Consider the following 16,619-nt stretch of genomic DNA (forward strand, 5'->3'; position numbering starts at 1 on the left):
TAACCCCGCTCGGTGCTTGGCAGGGAAGCTAGCGTGCGCCGTGGCCCACTGCAACCCGCCCCCGCAATCAGGTGCTTGACCTTGCCGATCCGCCGGATTAGAGGCGCCCACCTGTTGCTGCTTCATCGCAGCGGCGCGGCTGTTGCCCGATCCTCTAATGGTAAGAGAGCGGACTCTGACTCCGTCAATCAAGGTTCGAATCCTTGTCGGGCATCCAGCACAACCTCCCCCGAACATCTGCGGACCTTTGGCTATCCGATAGCCGACCCGTGTCGACGCATCCGCCCTTCTTCGGCTGCCAGTTCGCGGGGTTCCGTCCTGTTGCGAACGCCGGATGACACAGCTTTCATCGGCGATTGCCGCGTAACCATTGCTGGCGTCAGACCCGCAAAAAGCCGCCACACCATTGACGCACTGGGCCTCTAGCCGCGATGGCGGGCCTTTCGTGATACCTGCGTGACATGCTGATCCTCTCCCTTCTCCTCCAGGCCAGCCCGATTGTGGTGACCGGCCCGCAGCCCGGCGCGCCGCAGCCGCCCGCGACCATGGCCTATGAACCAGCCGCAATGCTGATCGCGACGTTCGACGCGGATGGCGACGCGCGCGTGACTCGTGAGGAAATGGAAGACGGCCTCGCCGCCTCCTTCGCCCTCATCGACGCGGCAAAGGCGGGATCGCTCCGCTATATCGAATTTGCCGACTGGGCCGAGCGCTTCCTGGGCGATCGCAATGCGCTGCCCAGTCCGTTTGAAGTCGATCGCGACGGCGATGATCGGGTCGCGTTGCGTGAACTTCAGGCGCGCTTCTCCGAATATTTCACCCGTTACGATCGGGACAAGGACGGTGTTCTGACGCGCGCCGAGCTCCTGACGATCCGCGCCCGCGTGTTCGGCGACGACAGCCGGCCCAACGATGGAAAGAAGCGGAAGCCACCCCGTAAATGACCGACCGTTTCACCTTCACCATCGCCGCCACGGACGGCGCCGCTCGTACCGGCAGCATCGCCATGCACCGCGGCACGATCCGAACGCCTGCCTTCATGCCGGTTGGCACTGCCGCCACGGTCAAGGCGATGAAGCCGGCCGACGTCGAGGCCGCTGGCGCGGACATCATCCTTGGTAACACCTATCACCTCATGCTTCGCCCCGGCGCGGAGCGTGTGGCGCGGCTCGGCGGGCTCCACCGCTTCATGGGCTGGGACAAGCCGATCCTGACCGATTCAGGCGGCTATCAGGTGATGAGCCTGTCCGATCTGACCAAGCGGTCGGAGGAAGGCATCACCTTCAAATCGCACCTCGACGGCACGCGGCACCTGCTCAGCCCGGAACGCTCGATCGAGATCCAGCGGCTGCTCGGCTCCAACATCATCATGGCGTTTGACGAACTGGTGCCGACCACCTCCACGCGAGAGGTGCAGGCGGCGGCCATGGAGCGCTCGATGCGCTGGGCAAAGCGATCGCGGGATGCCTTCGACAGCGGCGGAGAGCATGCCGCGAACAACGCCATCTTCGGGATCCAGCAGGGCGCGCTTGACGAGGGGTTACGCCGCACCTCGGCCGACGCGCTGATCGACATCGGCTTTGATGGCTATGCGATCGGCGGCCTGGCGGTCGGCGAGGGACAGGAGGCGATGTTCGCCTGCCTCGATTTTGCCCCCGGCCAGCTGCCCGCCGATCGCCCGCGATACCTGATGGGCGTCGGCAAGCCCGACGACATCGTCGGCGCGGTGGAGCGCGGGGTCGACATGTTCGATTGCGTGCTGCCGACCCGCTCGGGCCGCACCGGTCAGGCGTTCACCCGCACCGGCCCGATCAACATCCGCAACGCCCGCTTCAACGAGGATCAAGGCCCGCTCGATCCCGAATGCGGCTGTCCGACCTGCGCCACCTGGAGCCGGGCCTACCTCCATCATCTCGTGCGTGCGGGTGAGATCCTGGGCGCCATGCTGATGACCGAACACAACATCTTCTTCTACGAAACGCTGATGGCTGACCTGCGCTCGGCGATCGCCGAACAGCGGCTCAAAGCCTTTGCCGATGCGTTCCGGTCGCGGTACCAGCGCGGCAAAGGAGAGTAAGCGTGTCCGACGAACCCAATGAGATCCTCGCCGCCGCCGCTGCCGCCAAGCAGCATGAAACCGCCGCCAAGGACGCCACCGCAGCGCGTCAGAAGCGTGGCTGGGATCTGGGCAAGATCGGTCTGGGCGTGGGCATCGGTTCCGCCGCCATCGCCGCTGCGGTCCTCTTCACCCGCAAAAAGGACTGACGCGCACCCGCCGCTGGCCCAGCCAGCGGCCACCTCCTGCAGATCGCGGGGCGGGCAAGAGCCGCCCTCTCGCCAGCATCGCGAGCAGGCAGTTTCCTGCGCCTCCATGCTGAGGCGCTTGCGGTATCCAAGCGGCCACTGACGAGCCGCCGTCCGCCCCGACCCCCTCGATCACCAGCATGCGCTTGCCGTGAATGGCACCTCATCAGCAGCCGGCGCTCGCCGACGCGCACGCCTCCGCGCGGAGTGCCTGAACTGCTTCCCGGCCGCTGCGTAGGGCATGCGTGGTTCAGGCGAAGCAGAGCAGTTTCCCCCTGCGGAGGCTGCGCGGCCGCTCCCCTCCGTCAGTCGCCGACATTCGCAAGAAGCCGATCTGCAACGACTGGTCCATCGCGCCATGCCCGGGCGACACCCCGCTGGAAACGAGGCGTCAGGGATCGATGCGAAGCGCAAGGTGAAGCGGCGATCATCCCCGCTTATGCAGGTCTGACCGCCGCCGCCCAACCCCGGCGTCAATCGTCAAGATCCGATGAACCGGGCTCAGCCCGCCAGATCCTTGAACGCCGCATCCTTGTCCGTCCGGATCTCGCCCGGCAGGCCAAGCACGCGCTCGGCGATGATGTTCTTAAGAATCTCGTCGGTGCCGCCGGCGATGCGCAGGCCCGGCGCGTTCATCACTGCGCCCTGGAACAGCCCCTTCAGCGGCAGCAGCGCAGGATCGTTGATGATCCCATACTGATCCTCCGCCTCGACCGCGGCATTGCCCAGGTCCTGCAGCACGTTGGCGGCGATGATCTTGCCGATCGAGCTTTCCGGCCCCGGCGTCTGCCCGCGGCTCAGCGCAGTCATCGTGCGCATGCGGGTGTTCCGCAGCCCCTCCGACTGGACGTACCAGTCGGCCAGCCGCTGGCGGAACGCACTGTCCTTGATCAGCGGGCCGTCCGCCGCGTCGAGGTCCTTGGCCAGCGACAGTATCTCCTTCGGGCTCGCCCCGCTCGCCCCGCCGACCGCGAGCCGCTCGTTCATCAGCGTGACCAGCGCGACCTTCCAGCCGTCGTCCACCGCGCCCAGCCGCTGCGAATCGGGGATGCGGACGTCGGTGAAATACACCTCGTTGAAGTTCGAGCCGCCCGACATCTGGTGGATCGGCCGGATCTCGACACCCGGCGATTTCAGGTCGAGCCAGAACATCGTCAGGCCCTTATGCTTGGGCACGTCGGGGTTGGTGCGGACCAGGACGATGCCATAGTCCGAATAATGCGCGCCAGATGTCCACACCTTCTGGCCGTTCACCACCCAATCGTCGCCATCACGCACCGCACGGGTGCGGATCGCCGCCACGTCGGAACCGCCGGCGGGTTCGGAGAACAGCTGCGACCAGATCTCCTCGCCGCGCAGCGCCGGGCCGACGAAGCGCTTCTTGGTCTCCGCATCGGCGAACGCCATCACGGTCGGCACGCACATGCCGAGCCCGATGGTGAAATAGCCGTATTGCACCGGGAACTTGGCCTCTTCCTGGCTGAAGATCACCGACTGGATCGGCGTCCCGCCAGCCCCGCCCCATTCCTTGGGCCAGGTGATCTGAGCGTAACCGGCCTCGGCCTTGCGCTTCTGCCATGCCTTGCCCGCCGCCATGTCGTCGGCGTGGTTCATCGCCTTGTGCTCGGCGACGTTCTTCTCCAGCCAGGCGCGCGCCTTGGCGCGATAGTCGGCTTCTTCCGGGGAGTCGTTGAAGTCCATCTCGCTATCCTCTCAAAAGCTCAGGCGGCGTTCTTCATCTCAAGCTGGCTCACCAGCCGCTCGCGCCACGTCGCCGGGGCACCCGCCACGAGGCTGAGCTGCCGCGAGCGGCGATAATAAAGCTGCGGGTCCGCTTCCCAGGTGAAGCCGATGCCGCCATGCGTCTGGATATTCTCCTTGGAGGCGAACCAGAACGCCTCGCTCGCCGCGACCCGCGCCGTCGCCGCCGCCAGCGGCAGCTCGCCCGCATCGGTGTTGAGCGCCCAGGCGCCGAAATAGGCGTTGGAGCGCGCGATCTCGTTCTTGACGTACATGTCGGCCAGCTTGTGCTTGATCGCCTGATAGCCGCCGATCACCCGGCCGAACGCCTGCCGGTCGAGCGCATAGGCCTTGGCCATCTCAAGGCACTTGTCCGCGCCGCCGACCTGCTCGAACGCGAGCAGGATCGCCGCCCGGTCGAACACCGCCTGCATCGCCGCGATGCCATCCTCGTCACCCAGTCGCTCAGCCGGTGCACCCGAGAAGGTGAGCTTGGCCGCCGACCGCGTCGGGTCCAGCGTCGTCAGCACCTCGGCCGACACGCCTTCGCCCTTCTCGACGAGGTACAGCCCATCCTTGGCCAGCACGACGATCAGGTCGGCGACATCGCCGTCAGTGACCGGGATCTTCTCGCCGCTCAGCTTGCCGCCCGTGACGCTGGTCTTGATCGACCGCGCCGTCACCGGCCCCTTGCCCTCACTCGTCGCAAACGCGCCGATCACTTCGCCAGCAGCGATCTTCGGCAGCCACTTCGCCTTCTGCTCCTGCGAGCCGAACTTCATCAGCGCCTCGGCGACGAAATAGACGGTCGAGGCGAACGGGATCGGCGCACAGGCGCGGCCCAGCTCCTCGGCCAGCCCGCATAGCTCGACATGGCCCAGCCCCAGCCCGCCGAACTCTTCGGGGATCGCCGCGCCCAGCCAGCCCTGTTCGGCCACGCCCTTCCACAGCCCCTCGTCATAGGCGCGGTCGGCATTGTCGAGCACGCCGCGCACCACCTTCGCATCGCATTTCGCGGCGAGGAACTTGCGCGCCTCGTCCTTCAGCATCTTCTGATCGTCGGAATAATCGAAGTTCATCTAAACTCTCCCCGCCCGCGCCGTTCGTGCTTCGGCCATGCCCAGCACGAACGGGAAGCTGTTGATTTGCTTTACCGCGGCTGCATCCGGATCGCGCCGTCGAGCCGCACGTCCTCGCCGTTGAAATAGCCGTTGCGCAGCATCTCAACCGCCAGCATCGCATATTCCTCCGCCGCGCCCAGCCGCTTGGGGAACGGCACCATCGCCGACAGCGCGGCCTTCACCTGCGGCTTCGCCCGCGCCAGCAGCGGCGTGTCGAAAATCCCCGGCAGGATCGTATTGCAGCGCACGCCCTCGCTCGCGAGATCGCGCGCGACGTTCAGCGTCATGCCGATCACGCCCGCCTTGGCCGAGGCATAAGCGACCTGCCCCATCTGCCCTTCCTCACCCGCGACGCTCGCGGTGTTGACGATGGCGCCACGATCCCCGTCCTCGGTCGGGTCCAGCGTCATCATCCCAGCAACTGACCCGACGATGCAGCGGAATGAGCCGACCAGGTTCAGCTCCAGCGTCTTCTGGAAATTCTCGATCGGATAAGGGACGATCGATCCGTCCTCTTTAGACCGCGCCACCGTCTTGTTCGGCCCGCCGAAGCCGCCGCCGGCGCAATTCACCAGCGCGCGCTCCTGCCCGTTCGCGGCGCGCGCCTTGGCAAAGCCGGCGTCGACCGACGCCTGGTCCATCACGTCGACTTCGCAGAACACTGCACCGATCTCTTCGGCGACGCCCGGGCCGATTTCGGCATTCTTGTCGAACAGGGCGACCTTCACGCCCTGCGCGCGCAGCGCCTTGGCGGTGGCCAGCCCCAGCCCCGAGGCACCCCCGGTGATAACGGCAGCAATATCCGGTCCGAGCTTCACGCCCCTCTCCCCTAATTCATGAGCGGCGACCCCGTTGGCCGTCCGCGATTGCAGGATAACTTTAGTTATGTAGAGTGCGCCGTCAACAAGCATCAGCAACAAGCATGAGTGGGAGAGGCAGCGTGGAATATGAGATGATCTCGGTCGAGCGCCGGGGCGAAGTGGATTGGGTGACGATGAACCGCCCGCACGTCCTGAACGCGCTCAACGATCGCCACGTGGAGGAATTGAACCATTATTTCGGCGCGCTCCACAAGGATCGTGACTGCCGCGTGGTGGTACTGAAAGGCGCCGGCCGCGCCTATTGCGCCGGGCTCGATCTGCAGGAGGGCGGCCGCTCCGAATTCGACACGATCGATCGCCTCGCGCACCAGCGCTCGATCGCCGAGATCGTGATGAAGATGCGTTACTGCCCGCAGCCGATCATCAGCCTCGTGCACGGCCCAGCGTGCGGCGGCGGCTTCGCGATGGCGCTGGCGTCGGACATCCGCATCGCCGGCGAATCGGTCCGCATGAACGCCGCCTTCATCCGCATCGGGCTTTCCGCCTGCGACATCGGCGTCAGCTATTTCCTCCCACGCCTCGTCGGCGCGAGCGTGGCGGCCGAGTTCATGCTCACCGGCAATTTCATCACCGCCGATCGCGCGCTGGCCACCGGCCTTGTCAGCCGCGTCGTGCCCGATGATCAGATGGAGGAAGCCGCCGCGCCGCTGATCGAACAGATGCTCACCACCTCGCCGATGGGCCTTCGCCTCACCAAGGAGTGCCTGCGCATGTCGATCGACGCGCCCAGCCTCGAGGCAGCGGTGGCGATGGAGGATCGCAACCAGATCCTGTGCGCGACCTCCCCCGATTTCGGCGAGGGCATCAAGGCGTTCTTCGAGAAGCGCCGGCCCGATTATACCAAGAAGAAGGAGCAGGCTGCATGAGTGGGGGACTTGAGGGACGGGTCGCACTGGTAACCGGCGGGGGCCGCGGCATTGGGCGCGAGATCGCGCTCCGCCTGGCGCGTGACGGCGCCGACGTCGCGGTCAACTACCGCCGCGATGCCGAGGCTGCCGAGGAAGTCGTGCGGGAGATCGAGGGCCTCGGCCGCCGCGCCAAGGCCTATGCCGCCTCGGTCGACCAGTTCGAGGATTGCGAGAAACTGGTCGACGCGGTCGTCGCCGATTTCGGCGGGATCGACATCCTCGTCAACAACGCTGGCATCGCCAGCCGCGGGCAGAGCGTCGCCGATACCGACCCGGCCGAGTTCGAACGCGTCATGCGCACCCACTGCTTCGCACCGCACTACATGTCGAAGCTCGTCCTTCCCTCGATGCGCGAGCGTGCCAAGGCGAAAGGCCGCGGTGACATCATCATGATTTCCAGCGTCGCGACGCTCTACCACGCCCCTAATGGCGCGCCCTATTCGATGGGTAAGGCCGCCGCCGAGGCGCTCGCGCTGGTGCTGTCGAAAGAAGAGCGCGCCAACAACATCCGCACCAACATCGTCGCCCCCGGCCTCACCGTCACCGACATGGGCGAGCGACTGGCCAAGGCCACGCGCGGCGTCGCGGACATCCACGATCTCGCCGCGCAATCACCCTTCGGCCGCGTCTCCACCCCGGCCGATGTCGCGGCGGCGGTGGCGTACTTCGTCTCGGCCGACGGCGAATATGCCAACGGGCAGAAGATCAACCTCCACGGCGGCGGCTGATGCTGCATCTCCCCTCCCGTCCGCGGGAGGGGAGCCCCCTCACCCCTCGCGCAGCTTGCGCTCGCCTTCGAACATGTAATCACGCGTCAGCGGCACCGAATGGCGCCCCTTGGTCAGCTGCACCTGGTAATTGCACAGCCCCCCGTTGCGGAACGCCGCTGCCGCCCCGGCGAGGTAGAAGGTCCACATGCGGAAGAAGCGCTCGTCATACAGCGCGACGATCGCGTCCCTCGCCGCCACCGTCCGGTCGTACCAATGGTCGAGCGTATAGGCGTAATGGACGCGCAGCACCTCGATATCGGTCGGGAAAAGCTTGGTCCCCTCGTATGCGGTCACGATTTCGCTCAGCGCCGGGTTATAGCCGCCCGGGAAGATGTATTTCGCGGTCCAGTCGTCGGTGATCCCCGGCCCGCCCATGCGCCCAATGGTGTGCAGCAGCATCACGCCGTCATCGGTCAGCAGCTCGCGGCACTTGCGGAAGAAGGTGCGATATTGCGGTGGCCCGACATGCTCGAACATGCCGACCGACACGATCCGGTCGAAGCTGCCGGTGACGCGGCGGTAATCGATCAGCTCGAACTTCACCCGGTCCGCCACGCCCGCCGCGGCGGCGCGATCGCGCGCCACCTTCAGCTGTTCTTCGGACAGCGTCACGCCCAACACGTCGACGTCGAAATGCTTGTTGAGGTACAGCGCCATGCCGCCCCAGCCGCAGCCGATGTCCAGCACGCGCATCCCCGGCTTCAGCGCCAGCTTGGCCGCGATATGGGCCTTTTTGTCGTCCTGCGCCTGCTCCAGGCTGTTGCCCGGATCGGTGAAGTACGCGCAGCTGTACTGCTTGTCGCGATCGAGGAACAGGTCGTAGAGCCGGCCCGACAGGTCATAGTGATGCGCCACGTTGCGCTTCGATCGGCGCTCCATGTTGATCCGGTCGGCGCGATATTTCACCGCATTGAAGGTACGCGCAGCCAGCCCCGGCTTCAGGTTCTTCGTCCCCTTCTCCCAGGCATCATTGCGCTTCAGCAGCTCGACGAGGTCGCGAATGTCGCCCTTCTCGACAATCAGCCGCCCGTTCATGAAACATTCGCCAGCGCCAAGCGCCGGATTGCGCGCGATCGTCAGCGCGACGCCGCTGTCGGCGAAGCGGATCGTTACGTCGGGAAAACCGAGCTCGGGCGTACCATAGGTGCGGGTCGCCGCCTTGGGGCGATGAAGCGTGAGCGTGCCACGCTTCACCGCGCGGGAAAGGAAGATATCGATCAAAGCCATGGATCGAAATCGTAACGATCAGATCCCGGCATACCAATCGTAATCGACATTATCCTCCCAATAGCCGCCCTTGCCCTTGCCTACGCCTGCAAGGCTCGCCACGGCGTCGATCCGCATCAGATATTTGGCGTGCTTGTATCCCAGCTGCCGCTCCACGCGCAGGCGGCACGGCGCGCCGTTCATCACCGGCAGGAACTGGTCGTTAAGCGCCCAGGCCAGGATCGTCTGCGGGTGGAAGGCATCGATGAGGTCAATCGATTCATAATAAGGCGCGCCGCCATACAGGTCGGCGCAGGTGAACACGATGTAGCGCGCCGCATCGCGCAGACCGGCCGCCTTCAACACTTCGCCGAGCTGCGGCCCCTGCCACTTGGCGATAGCACTCCACCCTTCCACGCAATCGTGCCGCGTGATCTGGGCGCGCTGCGGAAACGCCGCCAGGTCCGTGAGCGCCAGCGACAAGGGACGCGCTACGAGCCCTCCGATCTGCAGCCGCCACTCCGCGAAGTTCCCCGCCCGCATCGCTGCATATTCCGGCGTACCTGGGTCGCGGGTGCCGTTGGGGCGGAAAAAGGGCGATCGTTGCTCTGGGCGAAATTCCGGCGCCAGCGCGTTGCGATCGACCAAGGCACGTTGCAGCCCGCGCTGCATGTCCTCGCCCATGAACAGGATGCGGCGTGCGGCGGGATGCTCGACCACCTTGTCGCAGCCCGCCAGCAGCGCGGCGGTGCCGGCGATCAGGCTGCGTCGCGCAAGGATCATGGCCGCGGCTCCTCGGGTACACGCCACCATCCCGTGATCATCGACCGGATCTCGTTGATCGCTCCTGCCAGGATCACCAGGGTCAGGTGCACGATGGTGAACAGCGTCAGTCCGACCATACACAGGAAATGGATCGACCGCGCCGATTGCCGCCCGCCGAACAGGTCCAGCAACCAGGGGAAACCGGCGTTCATCATCGGCGACAGCGCGATCCCGCTAAAGATCACCAGCGGCAGCAGGACGAAGATGACCGCGATATAGGACAGCTTCTGGAAGATGTTGTAGGCGGACGGATTGGCGGGATCATGAAAGCGCAGCGCGAGATGCTCGCGCACATCTGCCGCCAGGTTCCGCCGCGACAGGTCCTCACGCCGCACCCGCAGGCGCCGTGCGAAATGCCGGTTCAGCAGGCTCACCATCATATAGGCAAGCAGGCCGAAACCGAGCACCATTGCAAAGAACAGATGCCAGCGCCGTGACAGCGCAAGATTGTAATTGGCGGGGATCGTCAGCCACGCGGGGAATCGCGGCAGCTCCAGCCACGCCGCGTCGAAGTTCGCGCCGTAGCGTCCCCAGTATAATCGCGGATGCGCGTTGGATATGCCCAGCCCCGATCCGATCAGGATGAAGATCGCGGCGGCGTTGATCCAATGCCACAATCGGGTCGCAAGGCGGTGGCGAAAAACGACGCGCATCGGCTGAACGCTACCATGAATTTGGCCGGTCCACACCTGCCCCCGGGGACATGTGCGGCCTACTGGCCGGCGCTCTTCCGCACGCGGCCAAACCGCTCCGGATAGCGGCCGAAACGCTCCGAAAGGCGGCCGTCCTTATCCGTAGGCGCGCCAGAAAAAGACAAGGGTCGTGGCTCCCGACAACAACAACGTCCACCAGCGTACCACCGCATGCGGCAGCAGCTTGCCCACCACCGCCCCGGCCCAGCCACCAACCAGCGCACCGACCAGCATCGGCACGGCCGACGCCCAATGGATCATGCCCGTGGCGACGAAAACGATCGCCGCCGCGGCATTGGCGATCGCCAGCATCAACGTGCGCGGCGCGAACATCGCCCGGGGATGCAGCCCGGCGAGCAGACCGTAGGTCGCGGTCATCATCAATCCGACTCCGCCGCCGAAATAGCCGCCATAGATGCCCAGCAGCGCTTGTGCCGCGATCAGCGTGCGCGTCCCAATCGTCACCCGCTCCGCCAGCCACACCGACGCTCGCTTGCCCACGGCCAGAACGACAAAGGCGTAGAGCACCAGCCACGGCACGATCACGTCGAACGTCTGCGCCGGAGTCAGCACCAGCAGCATGCTGCCGATCAGCCCTGCAACGAACGTCACCCACCCCAGCACGCTGAGGTTGACGCCGCCAAGTGGCGCGCGCTCCTTCCGGAACGACCAGCTGCTCATGGCCGCGCCCGGAAGCACCGCGAAGTTGGAGGTCGAATTGGCGATATTCGCCGGCAGCCCGATGGCGAGCAGGGCCGGCATGGTCGCGAACGATCCTCCGCCGGCCAGCGCGTTCATCGCGCCGCCAAGAAATCCGGCGCCGGTAACCAGCGCGATAGCAGCAAGATCAAGCACCCGCGGCTCTTTGCGCCGCATGCGCCGCTTGTCGAGTGCCGTCCCTCCGCACCGCGGCGCAGGCCCGCGGGATGCTTCGGCTCAGAGCCGCCGGGTGCCGGGATAGGCAAACAGCAGGTCTGCGTCCTCAGAGGCGTGGAGAAGCTCGGCGCCGGTCACCATCACGCACTCGCCCGCGCGCCAGGCCACGCCGCCGACAACGCCCTCGCCCCGGATCGGCACCAGCCAGCCCGTTGCGCCCTCCGGCAGATCGATCTGCCGCTTGCCGCCGGTCCAGCGCTCGAGCACGAACTTTGGCCCTTCCACGAGAATGGTACGCCCGGGCTCAACCAGGCCCGGGCGCAGTGGTGCGACATAGGGCTCCAGATCCGCGACGGCGACACCATCCTCAAGGTGCAGCTCGCGCGGCCGCCCATAGTCATAGAGCCGGTAGGTAGTATCGGAATTCTGCTGCACCTCGATCAGCGTCAGCCCCGCGCCGATCGCGTGAATAACGCCTGAGTGTGAATAATAGAAATCACCCGCCTTCACCGGCTTCCAGTCGAGCTTGTCTTCGATCGAGCCGTCCAGCGCGCTTGCGCGCAGCTCCTCTGCCGTCATCTTCTGCTTGGGGCCGATGGCGATGGTCGAATCCGGCTCCGCATCCAGGATCAGCCAGCACTCATCCTTGCCACGCGGCAGCCCGCGCTTGTGGGCCTCTTCATCGGAAGGATGGTTCTGAACGGACAGCTTTTCGCTGGTAAACAGATACTTGATCAGCATCTCCGGCTCTTCGGGATGCGGCGATTGGAACCACACTTCGCCGATCGGCTCGCCATCGGGCGATGGATCCGGAAATCCTGGATAGAGCTTGTGGCGACCCCATGGTTTCTCCACGCGCTTGGTGGCCAGCAAGGTTGCAGTCATGTGAACCCCCGCAAAGATGAGCTTTGTCTCTAACTCGTGAACGCCGTCCGAACCAATGCGTTTCCCGCCAGATCCTGCTTCGCGCGTTTCAGCATTGTTCGCATGCGCGGCCCTGCGCTAAAGGCCTCCCCGATGCGTAATATTCCGTCTCGCCCGCTCGTCGCCCTGCTGCTCGCGGCCATGGCCTTGCCGATCGCCGGTTGCGCCCGCAATCGCGCCTCGGGCGACCTGCCCTATGTCGCGCGTGACGTGGGCACTCTGTACAGCGCCGCCCGCCAAAAGCTCGATCAGCGCCAGTACAAGCTGGCTGCCGCTCTGTTCGACGAGGTGGAGCGTCAGCACCCCTATTCCATCTGGGCACGCCGCGCGCAGCTGATGGGTGCGTTCAGCAATTATCTGGCGAAGAACTACACCGAGGCGATTCAGGGCGCACAGCGCTTCCTGTCGGTCCACCCCGGCAACCGCGATGCGCCTTATGCCTATTACCTCATCGCGATGAGCTATTACGAGCAGATCAACGACGTCACCCGCGACCAGAAGATCACGGCGCAGGCGCAGGACGCGCTGGGTGAGCTCACCCGCCGCTATCCCAGTTCGCGCTATGCCGCCGATGCGCGGCTGAAGATCGATCTCGTCCGCGATCACCTCGCCGGCAAGGAGATGGAGATCGGGCGCTTCTATGAGCGTCGGGGCCAATGGCTTGCTGCAACGCTGCGGTTCCGCCGTGTGGTGGATGAATATCAGACCACGACCCACACGCCCGAAGCCTTGATGCGCCTGACCGAAACGTATCTGGCGCTCGGCGTCCGGGAGGAAGCCAAGCGCGCGGCGGCAGTGCTGGGCGCCAATTATCCGGAGACTTGGTGGTATCAGCGCGCCTTCGATCTGCTTGGCGAAAACCCCGCGCAGCCGGTTCGCCCGCTCGCCCCGGGGGAACAGGTGATCCCGCAAGCGACCGTCGCACGGCCGGAAACGCCGATCCGCAAGGAAGTCGAAGTGCTGCCGGTCGACAACTCGCCGACGCCGCGCGCGGAGGCACCGGGCGCCCCCACCCCGGCGACGCCGTCGGGCGGCGCGGGCTCGACTCCGGCGGGCAACAATCCTTCAACCGCCACGCCCACCGGCGTTCAGCCCGGCGCGCCGCCAGCGCCGTCGAGCGACGCGCCGCGGGACCAGTGAGGCACCGCCCGGCTTGCCGGGCGTTGGCGCAACCATGCTGACCGCGCTCTCGATCCGCGACGTGGTGCTGATCGAGGCGCTCGACCTCGAATTCGGCTCCGGCCTTGGCGTGCTCACCGGCGAAACCGGTGCCGGCAAGTCCATCCTGCTTGACGCACTTGGCCTTGCGCTGGGCGCGAGGGGCGACAGCGGGCTCGTTCGTCACGGAGCAACCCAGGCCAGCGTCACCGCCACGTTCGAGGCGCCGGCCGACCTAGCCGCCCTGTTGGATGAGAACGGCATCGAAGCGGAACCGGGTGAACCGCTGATCATCAGGCGCGTCGTGAAGGCCGATGGCGGAAGCCGTGGGTTCGTCAACAACCAGCCCGCCTCGGCCGCGCTGTTGCGAGAGCTCGGCGCTCGGCTCGTGGAGATTCACGGGCAGCACGACGATCGCGGGCTGCTTAACCCGCGCGGCCATAGGGCGCTGCTCGATATGTTCGCCCGGCTCGATACCGTGGCGGTAAACGCCGCGTGGCAAAGTTGGCGCAGCGCCGAAACGGCGCTCGAAGCAGCGCGAGAGGAAATCGAAACCGCCGCGCGCGACCGCGAATGGCTGGACCATGCCGTTGCCGAGCTGGATGCGCTCGCCCCCGAACCCGGCGAAGAGGAAACGCTGGCCGAGCGCCGTCGCACCATGCAGCGATCGGAAAAGATCTCGGAGGATCTCAACGCCCTGATTGATGCGCTGGACGGCTCGGAGGGTGCGCTGTCTCGCCTGCGGCAGGCAGCGCGGATCCTGGATCGGATTTCCTCGGACCACCCCTCGCTTGCGGAAGCACTGGCCGCGCTCGACCGCGCCATGGTTGAGGCCTCCAGCGCCGGCGATCAGGTCGGCGAGGCGACCCGGGCGCTGGCGTTCGACCCACGCGCCCTGGAGGAGGATGAGGCGCGACTTTTCGAGTTGCGCGGCATGGCGCGTAAACATCGGGTCCAGCCCGACGATCTCGCCGCTCTTGCCGACGAGCTTCGCGCCCGACGCGAACGGTTGGAGGCGGGCGAGGAAGGCATCGCCGCGCTTGAGGCGAAGGCCAGCGTTGCTCGCCAGGCTTATGCAGCCGCAGCGCAGAAGCTGTCGAAGGGTCGCGCTGCCGCCGCTCAGCGCCTGGATGCCGCCGTCGCTGCCGAATTGCCTCCGCTCAAGCTGGATGCAGCCCGTTTCCGAACGGCCGTGGCGCCGCTGCCGGAGGAACAATGGGGACCGGCAGGTCAGGACCGGGTCGAGTTCGAGATCGCGACCAACCCTGGGGCGCCTTTCGGGCCGCTCATCAAGATCGCGTCGGGGGGCGAGCTGTCACGCTTCATCCTGGCGCTGAAGGTGGCGCTGGCGGAAGAAGGTGGGGCTGCGACGATGATCTTCGACGAAATCGACCGCGGTGTCGGCGGCGCCGTGGCATCGGCGATCGGCGAACGACTCCACCGGCTGGCTCGCCAGACCCAGCTTCTGGTCGTCACCCACTCGCCGCAGGTGGCCGCCCGCGGTGCGGAGCATCTGCTAATCGCCAAGCGCAATGACGGGGTTGTCACTCGTACCGGCGTTCGCCAGCTAACTGCGGCCGAGCGCCGGGAGGAAATCGCCCGCATGCTGTCGGGCGCCACCATCACCGAAGAGGCGCGGGCACAAGCGGATCGCCTGATCGAAACGGCCTGACACCCCCGGCGCCGCTCGGTCACTCATGAGACCTCCGTGCACCGCGATCACGCCTGCATGTGACGTCTCGTCTTCGCTTGCTGCGCCCGCTTCAGCCGCAAGCGCAGACGCGCATCACGCAGCAATGCACCCGGCAGATCAGTCGCTGCCCTGAGACCGGCAACGCTGGATATGTTGCGGATCGTGCGCCGGGTCTCATCCAGCACATGTCCCACCATCTCGCGGCGCTCGATCTCCCCATGCTCCTCCACCAGGGTAAGCCGGTGGATCGCATAAAGGCCGATGATGCCGGCAATCAGAAAGTAAAAATCCCACTGGGTGACCAGCAGCGGCAGCGAGAACACACCGTTGGGGCTGCTCCACCGCGCTACGAGTTCGAACTCGCGTGCCGCGAAGAAGTCGGCAAGCAGCCCGCCGAGGATCGGCGCCATCCCAGCGGCGACTGCTGTCACCATGGCATTGGTTGCGACATAGGCGGTCGCCGATCCCTTGGGAGACAGCTTAAGCGCGATGTTGGTGCTGGTCAGCGTGACCCCGGCGATCGACGCGCCCATGATAGCATGGAGCAGCATCAGCCAGATCTTCACGAGATCGCGATCGCCCAGTTGTGACGCGCCGATCATGCCCACGATGGCCAGGATATAGGTCGGCGCACAGACGGCCAGTACCGACTTGTTCGCAAACCGATCGCTCAACGTGCCCCACATCCGCAGCGCCGCAATGTTGGCGATCTGGCTTAAGACGCTCAGCACCATGACGAAGCTGACATTGAAGTGCAGTTGCCGCACGATGAACACGGTGAAGAACGGCGTCGCAAAGTTGATGGCGAACTGCCAGCTCGCCACGAAAACCAGCAAGCGTTTGAAATTATGGTCGCGGAGCGGCTGGCTGAGCAGTTCCAGCAGGCGAAGCTCGCCCGGTGCAGGCGGCATCAACGGCTCGGGCATGGCCGCGACGACACGCGCGCTGATCAGCCCGGTGATGCAGCCGGCCAGGAACATGCTGGCAAATACGACATTGCGTGCCATGGACCCGGGCGCCGTCCAGTCCAGCGCCAACGCTGCGACAAGGCCCAGCACCAGGCTAATCGCCGTCAGCCACACGGTTCGTTGTGCGAAGACCTTGCCCAGCTGCTCCTCGGGCGCGAGATCGCGCATCCAGGCGTTCCACGCGCATGCGCCGATTGCGCCCAGCCCGCAGAGCAACAGTTGCGCCGCCAGGAACACCATCAGCGGCCCCGTGCCGTGAAAGAACGCGAGCACCGCCATCACCGCCAGCATGGCGCGTCCGATCAGGCTGGTGACCACCGAGATCTGCTTGCGCCGGCGTCGGCGCTCTACCATCCCGATCGCCGGAAGCTGAAGCAGCTGCGCCAGGAAGGGTGCGCTCGCCAGCACCCCGACCATCGCGTTCGATGCGCCTAGGTGAAGCGCGAAGGCGGTCAGGATCACGCCTGTCGTCAATGCCGCAGTGCCGCCGGAGAATGCGGCCTCTATCACCAGCAAGCGAAGCCCCCGCTCGCGTTCGGCTTCGGTCACTTCG

Annotated in this window: 16 protein-coding genes and 1 tRNA gene; 8 read left to right on the forward strand and 9 right to left on the reverse strand. The window is 65.9% G+C overall.

What is annotated here, in order from left to right; all coding sequences use genetic code 11:
• Window positions 1-143 precede the first annotated feature (143 nt).
• The 4 genes from LQ954_RS13605 (at window position 144) to LQ954_RS13620 (ending at window position 2,265) form a co-directional block, all read left to right on the forward strand.
• Window positions 144-217: transfer RNA gene (locus LQ954_RS13605), tRNA-Gln, on the forward strand.
• A 244-nt stretch (window positions 218-461) separates the two neighbouring features.
• Window positions 462-944, forward strand: coding sequence for an EF-hand domain-containing protein (locus LQ954_RS13610; protein WP_227772688.1), 483 nt, complete (start codon window positions 462-464; stop codon window positions 942-944).
• Window positions 941-2,077 (forward strand): tRNA guanosine(34) transglycosylase Tgt, encoded by a 1,137-nt coding sequence (gene tgt / locus LQ954_RS13615; RefSeq protein WP_231023592.1) that lies wholly within the window; start codon window positions 941-943, stop codon window positions 2,075-2,077. Before LQ954_RS13610 ends, tgt begins: the two co-directional genes overlap by 4 nt.
• A gap of 2 nt (window positions 2,078-2,079) precedes the next feature.
• On the forward strand, window positions 2,080-2,265 hold the full coding sequence (locus tag LQ954_RS13620) for a hypothetical protein (protein WP_227772690.1): 186 nt from the start codon (window positions 2,080-2,082) through the stop codon (window positions 2,263-2,265).
• A gap of 540 nt (window positions 2,266-2,805) precedes the next feature.
• Here LQ954_RS13620 and LQ954_RS13625 read toward each other — a convergent pair.
• The 3 genes from LQ954_RS13625 to LQ954_RS13635 all read right to left on the reverse strand — a co-directional run bounded on the left by LQ954_RS13625 (window position 2,806) and on the right by LQ954_RS13635 (window position 5,983).
• Window positions 2,806-4,005 carry an acyl-CoA dehydrogenase family protein gene (locus tag LQ954_RS13625; RefSeq protein ID WP_231023593.1) on the reverse strand — a complete coding sequence of 400 codons (1,200 nt, stop codon included), beginning with the start codon at window positions 4,003-4,005 and terminating at the stop codon, window positions 2,806-2,808.
• Between the two features lie 20 nt (window positions 4,006-4,025).
• Window positions 4,026-5,123: an acyl-CoA dehydrogenase family protein gene (locus tag LQ954_RS13630; protein WP_231023594.1), complete on the reverse strand. Its 1,098-nt coding sequence runs from the start codon at window positions 5,121-5,123 to the stop codon at window positions 4,026-4,028.
• Window positions 5,124-5,194: 71 nt separating this feature from the next.
• Window positions 5,195-5,983: an SDR family NAD(P)-dependent oxidoreductase gene (locus tag LQ954_RS13635; protein ID WP_231023595.1), complete on the reverse strand. Its 789-nt coding sequence runs from the start codon at window positions 5,981-5,983 to the stop codon at window positions 5,195-5,197.
• Between the two features lie 104 nt (window positions 5,984-6,087).
• Between LQ954_RS13635 and LQ954_RS13640 the strand changes: the two genes are divergently transcribed.
• Window positions 6,088-6,912: an enoyl-CoA hydratase/isomerase family protein gene (locus LQ954_RS13640; RefSeq protein WP_443026633.1), complete on the forward strand. Its 825-nt coding sequence runs from the start codon at window positions 6,088-6,090 to the stop codon at window positions 6,910-6,912.
• A complete protein-coding gene (locus tag LQ954_RS13645; RefSeq protein ID WP_231023597.1) occupies window positions 6,909-7,682 on the forward strand; it encodes an SDR family NAD(P)-dependent oxidoreductase in 774 nt (257 codons plus the stop codon). The genes LQ954_RS13640 and LQ954_RS13645 overlap by 4 nt, the downstream gene beginning before the upstream one ends.
• A gap of 39 nt (window positions 7,683-7,721) precedes the next feature.
• Here the strand turns inward: LQ954_RS13645 and LQ954_RS13650 are convergent, their stop codons facing one another.
• The 5 genes from LQ954_RS13650 to LQ954_RS13670 form a co-directional block, all read right to left on the reverse strand.
• Entirely contained in the window at window positions 7,722-8,759 is a 1,038-nt protein-coding gene (locus tag LQ954_RS13650; protein WP_443026635.1) for a class I SAM-dependent methyltransferase, read from the reverse strand.
• Window positions 8,760-8,969: 210 nt separating this feature from the next.
• The gene (locus tag LQ954_RS13655; protein ID WP_231023599.1) at window positions 8,970-9,713 is read right to left on the reverse strand and encodes a molybdopterin-dependent oxidoreductase; all 744 of its coding nucleotides are present in this window, start codon (window positions 9,711-9,713) and stop codon (window positions 8,970-8,972) included.
• Window positions 9,710-10,408 carry a cytochrome b/b6 domain-containing protein gene (locus LQ954_RS13660; RefSeq protein WP_231023600.1) on the reverse strand — a complete coding sequence of 233 codons (699 nt, stop codon included), beginning with the start codon at window positions 10,406-10,408 and terminating at the stop codon, window positions 9,710-9,712. The genes LQ954_RS13655 and LQ954_RS13660 overlap by 4 nt, the downstream gene beginning before the upstream one ends.
• 135 nt (window positions 10,409-10,543) lie before the next feature.
• A complete protein-coding gene (locus tag LQ954_RS13665; RefSeq protein ID WP_231023601.1) occupies window positions 10,544-11,323 on the reverse strand; it encodes a sulfite exporter TauE/SafE family protein in 780 nt (259 codons plus the stop codon).
• Between the two features lie 60 nt (window positions 11,324-11,383).
• Window positions 11,384-12,208: a class I mannose-6-phosphate isomerase gene (locus tag LQ954_RS13670; RefSeq protein WP_231023602.1), complete on the reverse strand. Its 825-nt coding sequence runs from the start codon at window positions 12,206-12,208 to the stop codon at window positions 11,384-11,386.
• Between the two features lie 132 nt (window positions 12,209-12,340).
• Here LQ954_RS13670 and bamD point away from each other — a divergent pair, with 132 nt between their 5' ends.
• Together bamD and recN are read left to right on the forward strand one after the other, a co-directional pair.
• Window positions 12,341-13,387: an outer membrane protein assembly factor BamD gene (gene bamD, locus LQ954_RS13675; RefSeq protein ID WP_231023604.1), complete on the forward strand. Its 1,047-nt coding sequence runs from the start codon at window positions 12,341-12,343 to the stop codon at window positions 13,385-13,387.
• Window positions 13,388-13,421: 34 nt separating this feature from the next.
• Window positions 13,422-15,077 (forward strand): DNA repair protein RecN, encoded by a 1,656-nt coding sequence (recN, locus tag LQ954_RS13680; RefSeq protein ID WP_231023605.1) that lies wholly within the window; start codon window positions 13,422-13,424, stop codon window positions 15,075-15,077.
• Window positions 15,078-15,124: 47 nt separating this feature from the next.
• Here the strand turns inward: recN and LQ954_RS13685 are convergent, their stop codons facing one another.
• Complete coding sequence (locus LQ954_RS13685) at window positions 15,125-16,615, reverse strand: MFS transporter (protein WP_231023606.1); 1,491 nt, start codon at window positions 16,613-16,615, stop codon at window positions 15,125-15,127.
• Window positions 16,616-16,619 lie beyond the last annotated feature (4 nt).

The sequence above is a fragment of the Sphingomonas sp. IC-11 genome (assembly GCF_021043365.1).
Taxonomy (GTDB): domain Bacteria; phylum Pseudomonadota; class Alphaproteobacteria; order Sphingomonadales; family Sphingomonadaceae; genus Sphingomonas.

Coding starts and splice junctions, on each gene's coding strand:
- LQ954_RS13610 (WP_227772688.1), top strand. CDS start 462: ATGCTGATCCTCTCCCTTCTCCTCCAGGCCAGCCCGATTGTGGTGACC.
- tgt (WP_231023592.1), top strand. CDS start 941: ATGACCGACCGTTTCACCTTCACCATCGCCGCCACGGACGGCGCCGCT.
- LQ954_RS13625 (WP_231023593.1), bottom strand. CDS start 4,005: ATGGACTTCAACGACTCCCCGGAAGAAGCCGACTATCGCGCCAAGGCG.
- LQ954_RS13630 (WP_231023594.1), bottom strand. CDS start 5,123: ATGAACTTCGATTATTCCGACGATCAGAAGATGCTGAAGGACGAGGCG.
- LQ954_RS13640 (WP_443026633.1), top strand. CDS start 6,088: ATGAGTGGGAGAGGCAGCGTGGAATATGAGATGATCTCGGTCGAGCGC.
- LQ954_RS13645 (WP_231023597.1), top strand. CDS start 6,909: ATGAGTGGGGGACTTGAGGGACGGGTCGCACTGGTAACCGGCGGGGGC.
- LQ954_RS13650 (WP_443026635.1), bottom strand. CDS start 8,759: ATGAACGGGCGGCTGATTGTCGAGAAGGGCGACATTCGCGACCTCGTC.
- LQ954_RS13655 (WP_231023599.1), bottom strand. CDS start 9,713: ATGATCCTTGCGCGACGCAGCCTGATCGCCGGCACCGCCGCGCTGCTG.
- LQ954_RS13660 (WP_231023600.1), bottom strand. CDS start 10,408: ATGCGCGTCGTTTTTCGCCACCGCCTTGCGACCCGATTGTGGCATTGG.
- LQ954_RS13665 (WP_231023601.1), bottom strand. CDS start 11,323: ATGCGGCGCAAAGAGCCGCGGGTGCTTGATCTTGCTGCTATCGCGCTG.
- LQ954_RS13670 (WP_231023602.1), bottom strand. CDS start 12,208: ATGACTGCAACCTTGCTGGCCACCAAGCGCGTGGAGAAACCATGGGGT.
- bamD (WP_231023604.1), top strand. CDS start 12,341: ATGCGTAATATTCCGTCTCGCCCGCTCGTCGCCCTGCTGCTCGCGGCC.
- recN (WP_231023605.1), top strand. CDS start 13,422: ATGCTGACCGCGCTCTCGATCCGCGACGTGGTGCTGATCGAGGCGCTC.